General features: G+C 49.4%; 14 protein-coding genes. 9 read left to right on the plus strand and 5 right to left on the minus strand.

From position 1 onward, the window contains the following. Nucleotides 1-75: 75 nt before the first annotated feature. The 3 genes from FYJ85_RS20835 to FYJ85_RS20845 all read right to left on the minus strand — a co-directional run bounded on the left by FYJ85_RS20835 (nt 76) and on the right by FYJ85_RS20845 (nt 2761). Entirely contained in the window at nt 76-978 is a 903-nt protein-coding gene (locus FYJ85_RS20835) for a RecB family exonuclease (protein ID WP_154420641.1), read from the minus strand. Continuing rightward, nucleotides 963-1394, minus strand: a complete 432-nt coding sequence (locus FYJ85_RS20840; RefSeq protein ID WP_106051258.1) for a hypothetical protein — start codon at nt 1392-1394, stop codon at nt 963-965. Before FYJ85_RS20840 ends, FYJ85_RS20835 begins: the two co-directional genes overlap by 16 nt. An 83-nt stretch (nt 1395-1477) precedes the next feature. Next, the gene (locus FYJ85_RS20845; RefSeq protein WP_154420642.1) at nt 1478-2761 is read right to left on the minus strand and encodes a hypothetical protein; all 1284 of its coding nucleotides are present in this window, start codon (nt 2759-2761) and stop codon (nt 1478-1480) included. A 201-nt stretch (nt 2762-2962) separates the two neighbouring features. Here FYJ85_RS20845 and FYJ85_RS20850 point away from each other — a divergent pair, with 201 nt between their 5' ends. Then, nucleotides 2963-3538: a hypothetical protein gene (locus FYJ85_RS20850; RefSeq protein ID WP_106051255.1), complete on the plus strand. Its 576-nt coding sequence runs from the start codon at nt 2963-2965 to the stop codon at nt 3536-3538. On the opposite strand, the gene FYJ85_RS20855 is transcribed toward FYJ85_RS20850, so the two are convergent. Then, nucleotides 3522-5801: an SLC5/6 family protein gene (locus FYJ85_RS20855; RefSeq protein WP_106051253.1), complete on the minus strand. Its 2280-nt coding sequence runs from the start codon at nt 5799-5801 to the stop codon at nt 3522-3524. The genes FYJ85_RS20850 and FYJ85_RS20855 overlap by 17 nt on opposite strands. Nucleotides 5802-6110: 309 nt before the next feature. On the opposite strand from FYJ85_RS20855, the gene FYJ85_RS20860 reads away from it, so the two are divergent. From FYJ85_RS20860 to FYJ85_RS20870, 3 genes are read left to right on the plus strand one after another with little or no spacing between them, the layout of a single operon-like run. Beyond that, the gene (locus FYJ85_RS20860) at nt 6111-6698 is read left to right on the plus strand and encodes a prepilin-type N-terminal cleavage/methylation domain-containing protein (RefSeq protein ID WP_106051251.1); all 588 of its coding nucleotides are present in this window, start codon (nt 6111-6113) and stop codon (nt 6696-6698) included. Then, complete coding sequence (locus FYJ85_RS20865; protein WP_158703611.1) at nt 6688-8445, plus strand: DUF4838 domain-containing protein; 1758 nt, start codon at nt 6688-6690, stop codon at nt 8443-8445. The genes FYJ85_RS20860 and FYJ85_RS20865 overlap by 11 nt, the downstream gene beginning before the upstream one ends. Next, nucleotides 8418-9575, plus strand: a complete 1158-nt coding sequence (locus FYJ85_RS20870) for a hypothetical protein (RefSeq protein WP_154420643.1) — start codon at nt 8418-8420, stop codon at nt 9573-9575. The genes FYJ85_RS20865 and FYJ85_RS20870 overlap by 28 nt, the downstream gene beginning before the upstream one ends. Here FYJ85_RS20870 and FYJ85_RS20875 read toward each other — a convergent pair. After that, nucleotides 9514-10581, minus strand: coding sequence for a GntR family transcriptional regulator (locus FYJ85_RS20875; protein ID WP_154420644.1), 1068 nt, complete (start codon nt 10579-10581; stop codon nt 9514-9516). The two genes, FYJ85_RS20870 and FYJ85_RS20875, sit on opposite strands and share 62 nt — an antisense overlap. Before the next feature lie 166 nt (nt 10582-10747). Here FYJ85_RS20875 and FYJ85_RS20880 point away from each other — a divergent pair, with 166 nt between their 5' ends. The 5 genes from FYJ85_RS20880 to FYJ85_RS20900 all read left to right on the plus strand — a co-directional run bounded on the left by FYJ85_RS20880 (nt 10748) and on the right by FYJ85_RS20900 (nt 15458). Continuing rightward, a complete protein-coding gene (locus FYJ85_RS20880) occupies nt 10748-12061 on the plus strand; it encodes a right-handed parallel beta-helix repeat-containing protein (protein ID WP_154420645.1) in 1314 nt (437 codons plus the stop codon). Between the two features lie 24 nt (nt 12062-12085). Further along, the gene (locus tag FYJ85_RS20885) at nt 12086-13126 is read left to right on the plus strand and encodes a hypothetical protein (protein WP_154420646.1); all 1041 of its coding nucleotides are present in this window, start codon (nt 12086-12088) and stop codon (nt 13124-13126) included. A gap of 31 nt (nt 13127-13157) precedes the next feature. Beyond that, nucleotides 13158-13508 carry a DUF805 domain-containing protein gene (locus FYJ85_RS20890; protein ID WP_106051237.1) on the plus strand — a complete coding sequence of 117 codons (351 nt, stop codon included), beginning with the start codon at nt 13158-13160 and terminating at the stop codon, nt 13506-13508. A 58-nt stretch (nt 13509-13566) separates the two neighbouring features. Next, on the plus strand, nt 13567-13968 hold the full coding sequence (locus FYJ85_RS20895; protein ID WP_106051235.1) for a hypothetical protein: 402 nt from the start codon (nt 13567-13569) through the stop codon (nt 13966-13968). A gap of 188 nt (nt 13969-14156) precedes the next feature. Continuing rightward, nucleotides 14157-15458, plus strand: coding sequence for an autotransporter strand-loop-strand O-heptosyltransferase (locus tag FYJ85_RS20900; protein WP_154420647.1), 1302 nt, complete (start codon nt 14157-14159; stop codon nt 15456-15458).

A 15458-nucleotide genomic window follows, 5' to 3' on the forward strand; every position in this document is an offset into this window, starting at 1 on the left:
CATGGAACAAGTCCGTTATGCTTTGCCATATTTAAACCGGGCCTACTTTTTCGACAACTCAACGGAGCAGTCGATTTATCTGGCGGAGTATGAATCGGAGGTCGGCTTCTCTCTGCATTCAGAGCTCTTGCCATCTTGGTTCAGACGCTTTGTGCTGGGTGAATAAACCAAAGTCGAATGCCAGGACTTGCAACGATCCCGATACGGACACTCGCTACAGGCGAACGATGTTTCATTGGGCAGGAACACGCCTTTGTTGATCGCGTACTGCGCCCGGTTCGCCAGCGCCTCGAAGCGCCGGAAATCGTGAAATCCGCGACTGGTGTAGTGGCTCTCACAACCCGGATTCTTCGTCTTGGTGATAACATCGAACCGAAAGAGCGGAGCCGTACCGTTCTGCTTCTCATAGGCGTAGCTGAACACGGTCGCCTGAAGATCGCGGTCAGCTTTCCCGGCAGGCCAGCGGCTCGTGGAGGTTTTCCAGTCCACGATACAGGCATCCCGCCCATCCTGAACGATGAGGTCGTATTCGCCGATCAGGGGCTTGTCCAGTCCGGGAACGTCGATCCTGAACGCCTGCGCAACGCCCTTGACAGTGTAGTAATCCGACCAGTTTGCCAACGCCGCATCCAGCATCTTCACGGCAAGGTCGATCACCGTATCGAAGTTCTCGCCTTCCTTGTAGATCAGGTTCGGCGTCGCTTCGGCTTCGATTTTGAACGCCTCTTCAAACCGGTCAACGATTTCGTCGCGGGTCAGCGAGCCGCCCATCATGCACTCCCACGCCTGAGCGGTCAATGCCGAATGGAACGCCTTGCCGAACGGGAAGCAGACCGAAGTTCGTTCGACCTCGGCCTGATCCACGTAGCGGTACATGAATTGCGCCTGACAGATATTGAGGTACGTATTCAACGCCGAATACGACCAGTGCGGTTCCTTCCGCAGTTCGTCGATGGTCGCCATTACGCCGCCCTCCATTCGTCGATCTGATCCGAACACTGCTGCCGGGTCAGATGCTGGATGTCCGGCACCTGAAAACGCGCCGCGATCTGCTGCGGAGTGATGCCGCGCTGCCGGGCAAGATCGAGTAGATACGAAAGCTGTTTCGGACTCGCCGGACCATTGTTCTGACGGTCTCCAGCCCTCCTGCCTTGCGGAGCGTTTTTCGACCTGTTTGAAGCCGGATAAGTACCGTAATTACGAGGGGAGTTCCCATGCAGTTCCGCTTCGACGGAGTTTCGTACCAGATCGAACGTTTCGTGAATCCGAGCCTGAAGAGCCTCGCCGGACAACCCGTCCGGCAGTTCCACTTCGACTGACGCATGATAGCTCTGGCTGGAATATTCCTCTCCGGCCGGAACCTTCTTCGAATACGACGCATTGAGTTTCAACATAATCATTCCTCCATAAAAGACGGATAGCCGGGAGCCTCGCAGCTCCCGGCTATCCGTCCGTTTGTATTTGTGTTTTTATTTGGCTAAATCGCCATCCTGATCCGCTCGATGGCGCGTTTCGCCTGAATGAAATCCCGCTCTTTCTGCTTTTGCGCAAGCTGAACTTCCTTGACTTTGCGCACCAGCAGGGTTGATTCATCCAGAGCAAGTTTGAGTTTATTCCGGAACGTATCGATGGTATTGCAGAGTTCATCCAGCGGATTGGTTTCGGGTTCATGGTTCGGGGCGACCGTCTGCACCGGGGCAGACACCACTTTGTTTTCGACGTTTTCCATTTTCGTTTCCTCCTTTTCGGGTTGATGTTTGGGTAATATGTGAATCGGCATCGCGAGATACCGGCCGCTGCCGCCCTCGGCAATAACCGGTATCCTGCCGTCCGAATGTGCCCGGAATTTCGTGTAACCCTGCTGAAGCATCCGCAGCAGGATATACTTGTTGAGCGCCAGTACAGCACGGGGCTGAGCACCGATCACCGTTGCCTCCAACCGCAGCTCCATATCCGGGAAATTATTCGGGATCACGGTGACGCCGTTCGGAACCACGTTCAGCTCGACAGCATGGAACGGCGGGCAGTCGGGAACCGTTTTCAGGAATGCGATGATCTGCTCCGGCTTGTGAATCTCGATTCGGTAATCCAGCGTCTTGTCGGCAGGAATCACCTGCTTCCAATCAGGAAAGTTACCCGGCAATACCTTGCCCTGCCACTGGAAACCGCCGATCACGATGCGGAACAGCCGCTCATTCCGGCTGCGCCAGACGTGCAGCGTCCCCGCTCCCTCCGGCCGTGCGGTCAGCAGCGCCAGCGGAAACGGCAGCGTCATATCCTCCGGGATTTTCAACGGACACGGCAGGTTGAGCAGCTCTTTGCCGTTCGTTGCGGTCACGCCGTCGCGGAAAAGGTTGATCCCCCGCAACGCAAGCCGCGCTTCACGCAGATTCACCACCGGAGCTGCCAATGCCAACAGCTTGCCGAAATCCGGCGGCAGTTCGACCGTCACCGCGTCATCCGGGACGGCCTCTGCTTCCGGCCAATCAAGCCGCTTGCCGGTCACTTCGACCTCGCCGCCGCGTGTGGAACGGATCAGCTCACGCAGAGCCTTATATTCGACCGCGAAATCCTCCATGTTCCCGGCATCGCCAGCCACTTCGACCGTGACGGATTCCACACCGTCGGTCGCAGTCAACCAGACCTGTTCCCCGACGCCGAGAAACCGCACCGACCGCAGAACCTCCACCGGAGAAGTCTGCGACACCACCTTGCCGAGCACCTTCAACGCTTCCACCAACACACTCTTCTTGATCTTCATTTTCATACCTCCATGATGTTAAAACACAACCGGCCCCGGCAGTCTTACGACCGCCAGGGCCGGTAACGAACAGGATTGTCCTGATTGCACGAAGGTAATATATAGGTGAAAATCCGTTGAACTACATGAAATGGAAACTGCTTTCTTGATAAATATGAAAATCATGTTTACGGCACTTGGGGATACCTGAAAACCGCACAGATGCTGTGGCGCGGACTGAGCACAGAACAACGCAACAGCGAAATTGGAATTCTGTTGAAAAAACGGATTGATGAGTGTAATGACTGGTTCGCGGCATGCCGCCGGGAATACCGGCCGACCGTGCTCTCCACTGGGGTTTTCATCAATCTCCATATTTTCCTGCTGCACGCGGTCCAGAACAACCGTGAAGAAATCTCCAATGATTGGCTCATTGAGCTGGCAAAATTATCTGCAGCTGCCACTGACAACACCGGCGGAGCGCTCGGACTCTCTGGCTATGAAGATACTTATCCCGGATTCTGGACGAAGAATTATCCGGTCGGCGGGGTGTTAAACCTGATCGCTTACCTGACTGGCTCTCCCGCCATAAAATATCTGCGCGAAACCCTGCCCGGTACGGATAACAACACTTGGTGGAACCTCAGCAGCGATATCCACAGTTGGGCGAACGGCAAACCTGCTGTTTCTTCCGGCGGTTTTACCGGTTTTCAAAATGTGTTTGGTAATAATTTCCCTTTGTTTCAATATAGCTTACTTAGTTGCGATACTTACCGTAATATTAATTTCCCCTCCTGAGTGTAGATAAGACTTTTTGACGAGAACCGCAGTTATCCACCATACCGTTGTCCCTGGGATCTGCAATTCGATTTTTCAATTCGCGGAACATCCTGCGTAAATCCATGATTCCTCCGATTCCAAACCAGAAAACAACAATTGTTGCGATGATTCCGGGAACAAGCAGAAATACCGTAAAAAAATAGGCCTTCCACGATGAGAGTGACCATGGAGAAAAAATATTAAAAACAATAATCGCTGCAAATGCAATGCAGAAACGATAAAGGAACGAATAACCGAAACAGCTCCAGGCAATTATCTTGTCACCACAACTGTATTCCGGAGTCACACCTGTCAGCTTTGCAAAAAATATTTTTAAAGCACAGATGGGCCGTAAACCAACTGTTTCATCAATGGCGTCTTCGCGGTGCAGCATCTGTTTCAGCTTAAAAGGTGCACGGCAGGTCAGATAAGATACCATGACATAGCTGATGACTGAAGTCAGCATGGCAATAAAATAAATTTCATAAGAGTTGATCGGGAATTTTAAACGATTCATTTTCCAGACCAGATAGGGATTAAATGGTGATGAGATGCCGGAAAGAATCCTCCCCAGGTCGTCAACCCATCCCATTTTTTCCAGAAACGGATAAATCAGGTCAGCCCAGTAACGTTGCAACAAAGCTCCAGACAGGTTGACTCCCATCCCGACAAGAAGTGAACACCAGGCCCCCACGGAGGTCCCGAAACGGCTGTACAATCCGAAAACAATCATAGGACCGCAACCGCCGAGCCACATGCCGTACATGATCGTGATGAACAGATTGATATAGTCCAGTTGAGTCATGTACCACGAACCGGCCCCCCAAAGAATACCGACACCAACGGAAATAATTCGGAGAAAGAAAATATGTTTGTTCGGCGGAAGCGTTTCCATTCGATAGAACGGTACAATACAGTCCTGCACAAGGGTAGAACTTGCAGAAAAGATCCGGCTGCAATCCGTGGAGAGGATAAAAAGCAGAACCATCATGCAGAAAAGTCCGCTCAAACCATTCGGCAGAATTCGGCGCATGGTTGCCGGAAGCATCAACTGGTGAAAGATTGTCTTGAATTGCTGAAGCTTTGAACTGCCTTCGCCGGTTAAATCAAAATTTTCCTGCGCTTTATGAAAATAAATTTCATCGGGGTTGTCATTCCGCGCGAAAAGCCGGCCTTCTTCAAGCGTATTCCCATGTTCAGGAATCGACTCAATACTGGCCATAAATTCTGAACGCTCTGCATTGTCGGCAATCAGTTCTCCTGCGATGTTCCGGGAGATGTCGAACCGAATCGCCCTTGCGTCACCTGCGTAATTGGGATGGTGCAACACCGTGATGACCGTAAGAGCAATCACTGTAAAAAAAAATGTCGAGAATACTGTGCGCCAAGTTCCGAGGATAGCCCCCATTTTCGTTTCGTGAGGGCTTATTGCAGAATTTCCAGTTCCTGTGAGTCCGCTTGCTGTATGCAGAAGCATTCCAGAGAGGATGACGAGCAGCATTATGAGGTTAAAATCGCGCAAACTGGAAATATCAAAAGGATTCAGAAAGCTCTCTCCCGGAATCCGTGCGCTCAATACGGGCAGAACTTCATCTGAAATTGAAAATCGGGTAAGCAGGAAGATTAGAAGAAACAGGGCGGCAGGAAGAAGGATGATTCCCTGCAAGGCATTCGTTGCGATCACAACCAAAGCTCCCCCCATGCAGATCAGGCTGATTGCCAGAAACAACGTAATGACCACGATTGCCAGAAACGTCGGACATTGCCACCCCAAAAGCGGAAAAGTCTGTGGCAGCCCCAGATAGCAGATAAAGAAGCGTGCCGCCAATGCGGGCAAGATGACGTTTGCCATTATTTCAGCAACAGAGCGCAGAAAGCAGGCGAATATCCGTAAACTGCGACAATAACGCATTTCCAGAAACTGCCCAAGACTCATTGCTTTCGTTTCACGAAAGCGGTAGAGGCAATAACCGGAGAGCGAAATGAAAATCCCCAGCGGCAGCGTCAGGGACATCCAGAAGCTCAGAGCAAATCCGGTTGCATATTGACTTTCTACGTATGCCGCCAATGCCACCAGACTCAGGGCGTTGGCCAAATTGGACGAGATGATGACATAGCGGCGGCAAATTCTGCCGGCAACCAAAAAATCCGATACTCCGATAATAAACCGGCGGATAAAACATCCCATTCCGATGACGGCAATCAATGGAACAACAATAATAATCCAGTCGGCACTTCCCATTTTCTTTTATTGCGGCAGTTATGATTCCATTGGACAATATCCGATATTTTCACAATGAAATATATCATGATGGCATCTTAAAATCAATGTACGTCAGGCCATATAGTTATATAAATAGCTATTTTTATGCTGAACAATTTGAAAAGAATGTTTTTCATGGTAGATTACTCGATAGTGACAAAAGAAATTTGATTCTCCCGGGCCGAACAAATCGTTGAGTATTCATTTCTGCTCAAAGCAGTCTACGTAATGCCGGGTAAAGGTTCTGGATAATAATAGAAGCGGATATGTAACGTAACGCAAAATAAAATGAAAGTCGTTCGTCATTTTTCTCTAGTGGAATTACTAATAGTTTGTTCGATCATTATGATTCTCGCCGCACTTTTGGTGCCGGCATTAAACCAGGCGAGAAGTAATGCAAAATCAACTATCTGCCTCAACAATCAAAGGCAGATATTGATGATTCTTCAAATGTATGGCATGGATCATAATGAGATTCCGATCAAATACTGGTCAAAAGCTTTATTGGAAACTCAATATGTCCCTCCGAGCGACAATGTTTCATTATTCTGTCCGACTTGGTATCCTCCGAATGAACTGGGCAATCATCATCAGACATATGGAATGCGTCAGATTGAAGAAGAAGTTCATTCTTTTGTGAATGTTCAAACCCCTTCGACCCATGTACTGATTGCGGACTCTATCCGCCTTAATCCTGATGACCCGCAAGATGGAATGAAACAATATTTTCGTTTCTACGGAAATACAGGGCAGCATATGAACCGAGTCCACTGTCGTCACCAACGGAAAGCGAATGTCGGTTTTATGGACGGTCATGTCGAATCGTGTTCCGGACAGGAACTCGAAAACTTCGGGTGTCCGAAATATGCATATTAAGTCTACTGTGACGTTTGTTTTGTGGATGATCTCTGCCATACTTTGGGCAGATCCGGTCATCGTGACTCCAAAGCTCCCTGCGGAAATCTCCTTTCCTCCAGGAGAAACAGTTTGCTATGCGGCAAAATTTCTGCAAATGCACATTCGGGCGGCCACGGGAAAAAATCTTGCAATCATCCCGGAATCCGAAGCGGAAAAATATGCCGAACGAATCTGGATCGGCAATACTCGGTTTTCCGCTCAGAATTTGGGAGAGATTCGATTTCAGCCGGAAGAATTGCTGATTCAATCCGTCGACAGCGACCTGATTCTCTGCGGAGAAATCACTCCGAAGGGAATTGACCGGGGAACGCTTTTCGCCGTCTACGAATATCTGGAACGGGCATTGGGGATCCGTTGGTTCTTTGCTGATATTTCGGCATTGTATCCGGACGGACTCGGCACTGTCATTCCGGTCGGAATGGAACTGAAACTCTCAGGCTGGAATATCCGAACCTATCCTCGTTGCCGTCAGCGTGAGGGCGGGGTAAGTTATTATTATGAACCTGTTGAAATACAGAAAAAATGGCATCCGGTACTTCGTTTCGGCTCCTCATTGCCGTATCGCAATGCGAATCATACGCAGATCAACTGGTATCATCTTTATCATGAAACTCATCCGGAATATTTCGCAAAAGATCGGACCGGCAGGGTCAGCTTCAATCACCGATTGCCGCACCGCAACTACATCTGTCCGAATGCTTCCGGATTGCTTGAACAGATGCTGGAGAATATCGCTGCCGCCGATGCCGGATGTCCTCCGGAAAATGCCTGGGGGCCGTGCCCGCCGGAAAAGAATTATGTCTATTTCGCCTTCAACGACGGTATGACCTTGCAAAAGACTTGTCACTGTTCGATATGCGAACGACTGCTTCAACCGGAAGCACCGGAGGCAGGTCAGGCGAGTGAGCTGGTTTTTGATTTCGTTACTCGTTACGCGCGTGCTGTCGGTACGTGCCGGCCGGAACGGAGTTTGGTGACGCTGGCGTTTCACCATTATCGGAAACCACCGGTGCAATGCGATATCCCGGAAAATCTGAATGTGATCTATGTAACGAAACTTATGCATTATGCCAATGATCCAGCCACTTGGAATGCGGAAACTGCCTATATTCGGGATTGGGCATATTTATTGAAAAATAACCCGGACCGATTGCGAATCTGGCTGAACATCGTTCATCCGATGCAGTATGTTTCGCGAGTGCCGTGCTTCTATCCGAATCTTTTTCAAAAATGGTTGCGCGCCAATCTGCAGTACAGTGACGCCTACTTCATCAACGGACTGAATCCTTATCTGAAACGTCTCGATGAAAGCGCCCGGAGGAAAACGCTTGCCACCTATCCGATGGTCTGGCTGCAAAGCCGCCTGCTGTGGAATCCCGACACCGAAGTGGAGGCTCTGCTCGCAGATTATACGGCAAATCTCTACGGCCCGGCGGGCAAAACCATGTTCAGGCTCTTTCAGCTTCTGACAGAACGATGGGAGAAATGCCCAATGCCGTCCGATGCAGATGAAGAGAACTTCATTCATACGGTACGTTTTCCACAAGCAGCAGCTGCAGAAGTCGAGGCTCTGTTTGAACAGGCAGTCCGGGAAGCTTCTGAAGACGATATGGCAAGACGCCGCGTAGAATTCTGTTATTCCGCTCTCTGGCGGCCTTTTGCCGCGGAGTCAGAAGCATGGCATCAAAAGCGGAAGGTGGAATAATGCCTGATTCCGCCACACATCGCAAGCTCACAAAATTTACCCTGTCTGCCGCCCCCGCCCTTTTTGCCGGGCAGGATACGGCTGAATTGATCCATCATGCCTGTCTTTTGCCGGACTTGGTACAGAATGGTGAACCGGATGCAATGCGTGTTTGTTTTGAGCTGGACGGAATACCGTTCCACTATTTGCCGGATGTTCCGTTGGAGAATCTTTACCGCCATCATTACCGGGATGCGGCCGGTACGGTAAAAAGGTGCCGTAGTTTCAATAACCACCATTATGATTTTGCCATAAAGGGCTTGACTCGGTCTCTGTCGCGGATTCTCGAACTGTTGCGAACGGGGCGAAACGATGAAGCAATGAAAACGACCGGTATGTTGCTGCATGTGTTGCAGGATAATTCCTTTGGCGTTCATACATTGGAAGGCGTCGGCGGAACCGATGTGTTTTTCTTTGACCGGTTGGAGTTGTGGAGAGAATCTCCATTTCAAAGATTATGTCGTCTGAGTTGCAGCGATACGAGTCCGCAGCTTTCTCGTCAACCGGAAGCGCTGGGAGGTTCCGTCGATGAGGCGTCGCTTCGGATTTACCGGCGCTGGTGCAATGCCATCCGTTTGGGGCGCAGGAAATGCGTGGAAGTTCTGTTGAACAGCAAAGCCGATCTTCAACCGATGACAGCAGCTTCGGTTTTGCTCGGTGCGGATGTATTGCAGACCCTCAACGCATTGTACCAGAATAATGAAAAGAGCGGGCAGAAGATTCCTTTGACGGAATTCGAGCCGTATGAGTCGCCAGTCCGCAAACTGGCGGAAACGGCGAATGGCAATTCTATTTTTTCCATATCGTTGGAAGAACATCTGTTCTACCAGTTTCCGGAACATCTGTTTGAGTTTTTTTCAACCGGGGTTCAGGCAACTGGCGACGCTCCGGTTCACTATGAGTTGATCAACAACAATGTTACGGAACAATACGGCATACTGTTGCCGGGAAAGTCGGAACAGTGGCGGATCAGATTTCCAAAACATCGCTTCGGCATGAAGTTTAGCGTGGAACGTGGCTCTGCGCAGATTATTCTGACTGATCCGAAGCTGCAATGCCTTGGGAAACCACCGCATTCGCTTGTGCATTAATGACCAAAGAGTCGCGAGGTTGTTCCGGACTTTTCAGAATGCCGGCAAAATACTTGGCGGAGAGTTCTCCGATTTGCAACGGGCAGAAGCCGATAGTGGCGATCCCCAGTTCCTCGATCAGAAGTCGCGACGGAGAGGAGTTTACCAGAAGCCGCCTCTGCTCATTCAAATTCTCTCCTCTTGCACGAAAAAAATCATATATTCCCAAGCCGACAAAATCGTCTGTCACCCAGAACCCGGTGTTGGACGGCACATTCAGAAAGCGTTCTGCGATGCGATGTCCGGCTTCGACCGTGGGATATTCCTCCAAGTCAATGATCTCGACCTCCGGAGGGGGAATGATGTTGCGATCGTTCCGAATCATGATAATTTTCCGGCACCCGGTCCTTTCCCAAAATTGGCAGGAAAGCCGCACAAGCCCGTCAAAGTCATAATACACGGGATGAAAATTCTCAGGCAAGATAACATTAGCGGGAGGATTGATCACCAGAACCTGCCGCATACCGTAAGTCTGGCAGGCGGAAAGAACCCTGTTGACCATGGAGTTGCCGCAAACGATACCTTGACTTGATTGCCAATAAAAACTATTGACATCGTCCAGCAATTCCCGATAAATCACCTGAACGGAAATATCACTCGAGGAAAATCCCTGAATCAGCGCACTCAGACGTAATTCAAAAAAATCATTCAGCTGCTTGCGAAAGTGATGATGCAGAATCAGGACACGAAAGTTAAGCGAAGTCACCTTTCGCAACAATTCAAAATCCTTGATTATGACCCCTTCGCCAGCCTTGCAGGAGATGAACCCTTGCGCTGTCAGAAGAGCGACGGCCCTGCGTACTGTGGTGATGGAGGTATTGTGCTTTTCACACAGATCGCTCAGCGTACAAAAAAAATGACCATTACGTGGCTTTGCTTCCAGAATCTGAACAGAAATCTTTTCTGCCAACTTCTTATAAAGCGGGCGAAAAGAAAGATTATCTTGATTGTCCTTTGGTATTTGCATATGAAAATAACATAGCAGTGTTTCTGATAATGTCAATATTTTTTACAAAAAATATAAAAATAACTATTTTAGATATTATTGGACTTGACATTCCATTCCAACTGTGATAAAATATTTCACAGACAGCTCAAAGGCAATAATACGAAATCTCGATGTGGAGGATCAAATGAAGGTGCGACAACTGTTTACCGCAGGGGCGATGCTGGCCGGAGTAACTTTCCAAACGGTTGCAGCCGATTGGTATGTTTCTTTTTCTACCGGTAAGAACAAAAATGCGGGAACTCAAGAGGCTCCATTGAAGAATATCTGGAAAGCGCTAGAGAGTGCCGCGCCCGGCGATACCATCCACATTGCGGAGGGAAATTATTCCGGAAAAATGTCTTGTGGCTGGATCAATATGGATAAGCCCGTAAATCTGATCGGAGGTTATTCGCCGGATTTCAGTACACGTAATCCTTTAGTGCATCATACCATGCTCCGTCCGAAAAACGAGCAGAATGCCACCAGGCCGACTTTCGGGACGCTGACTATAAAGACACGAAAAGCCGGGGCGAACGCCAGTGTACTGATTGATGGTTTCATTTTCGATCATACCGCCGCAAACAGCTATCATCCAGTGGAGGGAAAACCGGAGGGTTTTTCCGATGGCATGCTGACAATTCCTCCGGCGAAAGGCAAAACCAAGTATCCCTCCATTGACAAAGCGTTGCTCAATGCGGAAACGGACGGTTCTCTTACAATTCAAAACTGTCTTTTTCTCAACGGTAGTAACTACGCAATCCTCGTCGCACATTTTTCCGGAACGGTCAAAATTCTGAACAATGTGTTCATCGGCAACCGCATGATGGGGGCCGATGTGAGAAGTACCAATGGCAAACCGGGAATGGTGGAGTTTGAATTTTCCAACAACACACTGCTTTTTACTTGGACACGGACAAAGGCCTTTGAGGATATGGGATTCGGAGTGCGGGCCAATGCCAATATGTCTACCAATATCCATCACAATATCATCGGCTTGAACACCATGTCCGGCTTCGACAACACCAAGGGCAACGACAAAACCAAAGCGGTCACGCTGGAAGACAATATCTTTTTTCTCAACAAGACAGCGGATGTCACTGTTACAATCAGCCCCTCCATCAAATTCATGAAAGTCGAAGACGAGGGATTCGACGATCTTGCCGATGTGGACGGAATGAAAAGTGTCAAAGACAACCTCGGCCTGAAAGATCCTGCCTTGTTTAAGGGGATTATAGATGAAAAATACCTCAATGCGTTTCTCGCTGCGACCTACTCGGAAAAGGTTGAATACGATGAAAATTCGCCGATCAATCAATTTCGTGCCGCCCTGGGTCTGAATAAACAGGGGAAAATCACTTCTAAAGTGTCTATGTTTGCCAATCCGTATCCCTTTGACAGTGCAATCAAATTTTTCGGAGCAGTTCAGGGAACAGGCGCCCAGATACCGGCGCAGCAGTAACAACTTAACGATAGAGATTGTTTTATGAGCACAAACATTCTGAAAATGACATTCTGCGTCCTTCTCGGTTCGCTTGGAATGTCCCTTTCCGCAGCACACATCCGTGTCTTCGAGGGCCACCGGCCGACCCAGTACTCGGCTTATGTGTTCGACACCTACAACAATCGTCTTTTCAAGGGACAGCCCCCCTATGGGGAACCGCTGTGCTATTTCGATCGGGATACGAAACGGGTCTACGCCGGCCGGGACAAAACCGGAAAAATCCTGTTCAACTATGTTTTCGACAAAAACTACAGCAAACTGATCCCCGGATCGTACCCCAACGGCAAACCCGCCATGTATTATGACAAGGTGAGAACGCCGCCCAGTTTCAGAAGAAATTCTCCCGGCGGCCCCATTCTGGCGATCTTCTATGAAGGACGCGTGATTCAGGGAAGCTCTCCCGCCGGGAAGGCGCTGATCACCTTTTCCGACAATTACAAGGAACTTCCGGAAGCCATGATGGTCTACATTGCCAGTCAGCTGTATCTGAAAGACATCGGAGACGCCGTCCCCGCCCCCGCCCCCAAAGTGGACACGGCAAAAGTAACGGTTCCGGTCTACAAGGGCGAACCTTCCGCCAAGGACATTCTGGTGTCCTACAAAGGAAAAAAGCTGTGGGAAGGCGCCGGTACGGACGGCGAACCGGACTATTCCGTGAAAGTCATCAAAGGAGTCAGCCATGTAAAGATCTACAAGGGGCTGGATCAGACAAAACCGGCCGCATACACCTATTACAAATTTGTTCTTTACGAGGGGGATGTCAGCGGTGACGACAGTCTCGGCAAGCCGCTGATGAACTATTCCATATTGAATTTCTACCGTCCCGGCGAAGATGTGCCGAACGCCGTCTGCTGTTTCAGTCGGAATCAGGAACGGCTGTTCAAAGGACAGAGCGCGGAGACGCCCGGCGAACTGATATTCAGCTTCCCGTCAAACGAGAATGTTTACATCAATCTTGGAACAAAAATTTTCATTATTTACAAATATTTTTTCGAGCAAGCCGCCCGGGATAAGTCAAAATAACAAGAAACATAACAAGGAATTGAGGAAAAAAATGCATCGGAAACTGATTGACAACTTCATCAACATTGTGACAAGGAAATATTTCCGCTTTGACGGTCGGGCTGGCCGGACGGAATTTTGGCTCTTTTTTCTGGCCGTATTCATCGTCAACATCGTTTTGGGATTTATACCGAAAGCAGGCGGAATTCTCGGATTGGTCTGGACATTGGGAGTACTGCTGCCGACTTTGGGAGTTACCGCACGACGGCTGCATGACATCGGCAAGTCAGGCTGGATTCAGTTAGTCGGATTGATCCCGCTGATTGGCGGAATTATTCTGCTGATTCTTTGCGCCAAGCCCGGAGACGTGGCGGCAAATCAATATGGCGAAAGCGTGAAATGATTGAATTCGGGATGCGCCCGGGTTCATCATATATACAAAACGCATAAGGAGCGTTAACATGAAAAAGAGTCTTCTTCTCGTCGGCGGTGCGATTCTCGCATCGGTAGTCATGACCGGCTGTGCCGGTGTCGGAACCAATAATGGAGCGGTCACGCTCAGTGGCGCGGGCATGAATCTCTACAGTGAGATGTCCGCCAACGCCATGCTTCCGCAGTATGCGGCGCAGGATGCTGTTGTGGTCAAACGCGATGTCAAGGCGACAGCCGAATTGAAGAGCATCTTCACTGCCTTCAATTTCGGAGATGCTTCCTACGAAACGTTGAAAGCCGAGGCGCTTAAGCAGGCTCCCGGCGCGACCGATCTCACCGATGTCAAGATGGATTACAAGCAGAGCTGCATCTGCGGTATCAATACCGTCGTTGTCACCATGACCGCCACCGCGATCAAGTACAACAAGTAATTGTTTTTTTACTGTTGCGGCAACTCATCGGAATCTCTGAAAAACGATGAGTTGCCGCAGTAAAAGATGATATGTCAAAATGAAATTTATGGAATCAAGTATGAAGGACACAGAAAAACCATTGAAAGATTTTTTTCGACGGCTTTTCTGTCTTTTTGATACAAAACAGTTCAATCAGGTGTTTTAAGATGGATGATTTTACCATAGCGGCGGATAACAATGCGCCGACGCAAGATATCAGCGTCAATACCGCCAAGCCGGATTTGACCGCAAGTCAAGAACTGGCTAAGGGGCAGCAAGTGGACCAAAAGTCTATTTACGGAGAAGTGCCGCAGATTCCGACTCTGGATGCGATTGAGGGGATTAAGTTCGACTTCAACGACGGTATCCGCATTCTTTTCCCGCAGAATCAGAAAGAGTATCATGTCACATTCTCCGATATCGATACGGGGATTATTCTCTTCAGCCAGGATACCGTTCCCGGAGCCTATGTAACCAGCGTCAAGAAGTTTTATATCCGTTTCCGGCTCGTCATCCATGAAAAAGGTGGCAGGGAACCGATCTTCACCCATGATTTCGATGCGAAAGACAAAGAAGTAATGATCCAGCTTCCGGTCGGCACCATCGGCGACTCCATCGGCTGGTTCAGCTATGTCGAACGCTTCCAGAAAAAGCATCAATGCAAAGTGATCTGCGTCATGGCTCCGTGGATTGCCGAAATCGTGAAGAAACAATATCCGGAGATCATATTTATTGCTCCGGAAGAAACGAAAAATTACAAGCCTTACGCCTGTTACCATATGGGGCTTTTCTTCAAGGGCGATGTCGATCATCAACCGATCGACTTCCGTTATATCGGATTACACCGGACGGCAGGCTATATTCTCGGAGTCGATCCGGCGGATGAACCGCCGCGTTTTGATCTTTCCGCACCACGCCGGATCAGGGAGAAATACGTCTGCATCGCGGCGCAGAGTTCCAGCCAGGCGAAGTATTGGAACAATCCATACGGCTGGGACGATGTCGTCAAATTCCTGAAAGAGAACGGATACCGGGTGATCTGCATTGACAAGGAACGAGTTCACGGTACGGGATTGGTCTGGAATCATATCCCGTGGGGGACCGAGGATGAAACCGGAGACAAACCGCTTCAGGAACGGATTGACCTTATCAAAGACGCGGATTTCTTTATCGGTTTAAGTTCCGGCTTGAGCTGGCTGGCGTGGGGGTGCAATGTTCCGGTGGTGATGATTTCCGGCTTTACGCATCCGACGAATGAATTTGCAACGCCTTACCGCGTCATCAATTATCACACCTGCCACTCCTGCTGGAACGACATGCGCGAGAACTTCGATCACTTTGATTTTCTGTGGTGTCCGCGTCACAAGGGAACCGACCGGCATTTTGAGTGCACGAAACTGATTTCCGCAGAACAGGTCATCACGACGATTAAAAAGATACCAACTTTCCGGCCGTTAAACGTCGAATAA

It is taken from the genome of Victivallis lenta (assembly GCF_009695545.1).
Lineage (GTDB): Bacteria > Verrucomicrobiota > Lentisphaeria > Victivallales > Victivallaceae > Victivallis > Victivallis lenta.

What these genes read in the sequence shown, in the direction of transcription:
- FYJ85_RS20835 (WP_154420641.1), bottom strand. Translation starts at nt 978, where the DNA reads ATGGAGGGCGGCGTAATGGCGACCATCGACGAACTGCGGAAGGAACCG.
- FYJ85_RS20840 (WP_106051258.1), bottom strand. Translation starts at nt 1,394, where the DNA reads ATGTTGAAACTCAATGCGTCGTATTCGAAGAAGGTTCCGGCCGGAGAG.
- FYJ85_RS20845 (WP_154420642.1), bottom strand. Translation starts at nt 2,761, where the DNA reads ATGAAGATCAAGAAGAGTGTGTTGGTGGAAGCGTTGAAGGTGCTCGGC.
- FYJ85_RS20850 (WP_106051255.1), top strand. Translation starts at nt 2,963, where the DNA reads ATGCTGTGGCGCGGACTGAGCACAGAACAACGCAACAGCGAAATTGGA.
- FYJ85_RS20855 (WP_106051253.1), bottom strand. Translation starts at nt 5,801, where the DNA reads ATGGGAAGTGCCGACTGGATTATTATTGTTGTTCCATTGATTGCCGTC.
- FYJ85_RS20860 (WP_106051251.1), top strand. Translation starts at nt 6,111, where the DNA reads ATGAAAGTCGTTCGTCATTTTTCTCTAGTGGAATTACTAATAGTTTGT.
- FYJ85_RS20865 (WP_158703611.1), top strand. Translation starts at nt 6,688, where the DNA reads ATGCATATTAAGTCTACTGTGACGTTTGTTTTGTGGATGATCTCTGCC.
- FYJ85_RS20870 (WP_154420643.1), top strand. Translation starts at nt 8,418, where the DNA reads ATGGCATCAAAAGCGGAAGGTGGAATAATGCCTGATTCCGCCACACAT.
- FYJ85_RS20875 (WP_154420644.1), bottom strand. Translation starts at nt 10,581, where the DNA reads ATGCAAATACCAAAGGACAATCAAGATAATCTTTCTTTTCGCCCGCTT.
- FYJ85_RS20880 (WP_154420645.1), top strand. Translation starts at nt 10,748, where the DNA reads ATGAAGGTGCGACAACTGTTTACCGCAGGGGCGATGCTGGCCGGAGTA.
- FYJ85_RS20885 (WP_154420646.1), top strand. Translation starts at nt 12,086, where the DNA reads ATGAGCACAAACATTCTGAAAATGACATTCTGCGTCCTTCTCGGTTCG.
- FYJ85_RS20890 (WP_106051237.1), top strand. Translation starts at nt 13,158, where the DNA reads ATGCATCGGAAACTGATTGACAACTTCATCAACATTGTGACAAGGAAA.
- FYJ85_RS20895 (WP_106051235.1), top strand. Translation starts at nt 13,567, where the DNA reads ATGAAAAAGAGTCTTCTTCTCGTCGGCGGTGCGATTCTCGCATCGGTA.
- FYJ85_RS20900 (WP_154420647.1), top strand. Translation starts at nt 14,157, where the DNA reads ATGGATGATTTTACCATAGCGGCGGATAACAATGCGCCGACGCAAGAT.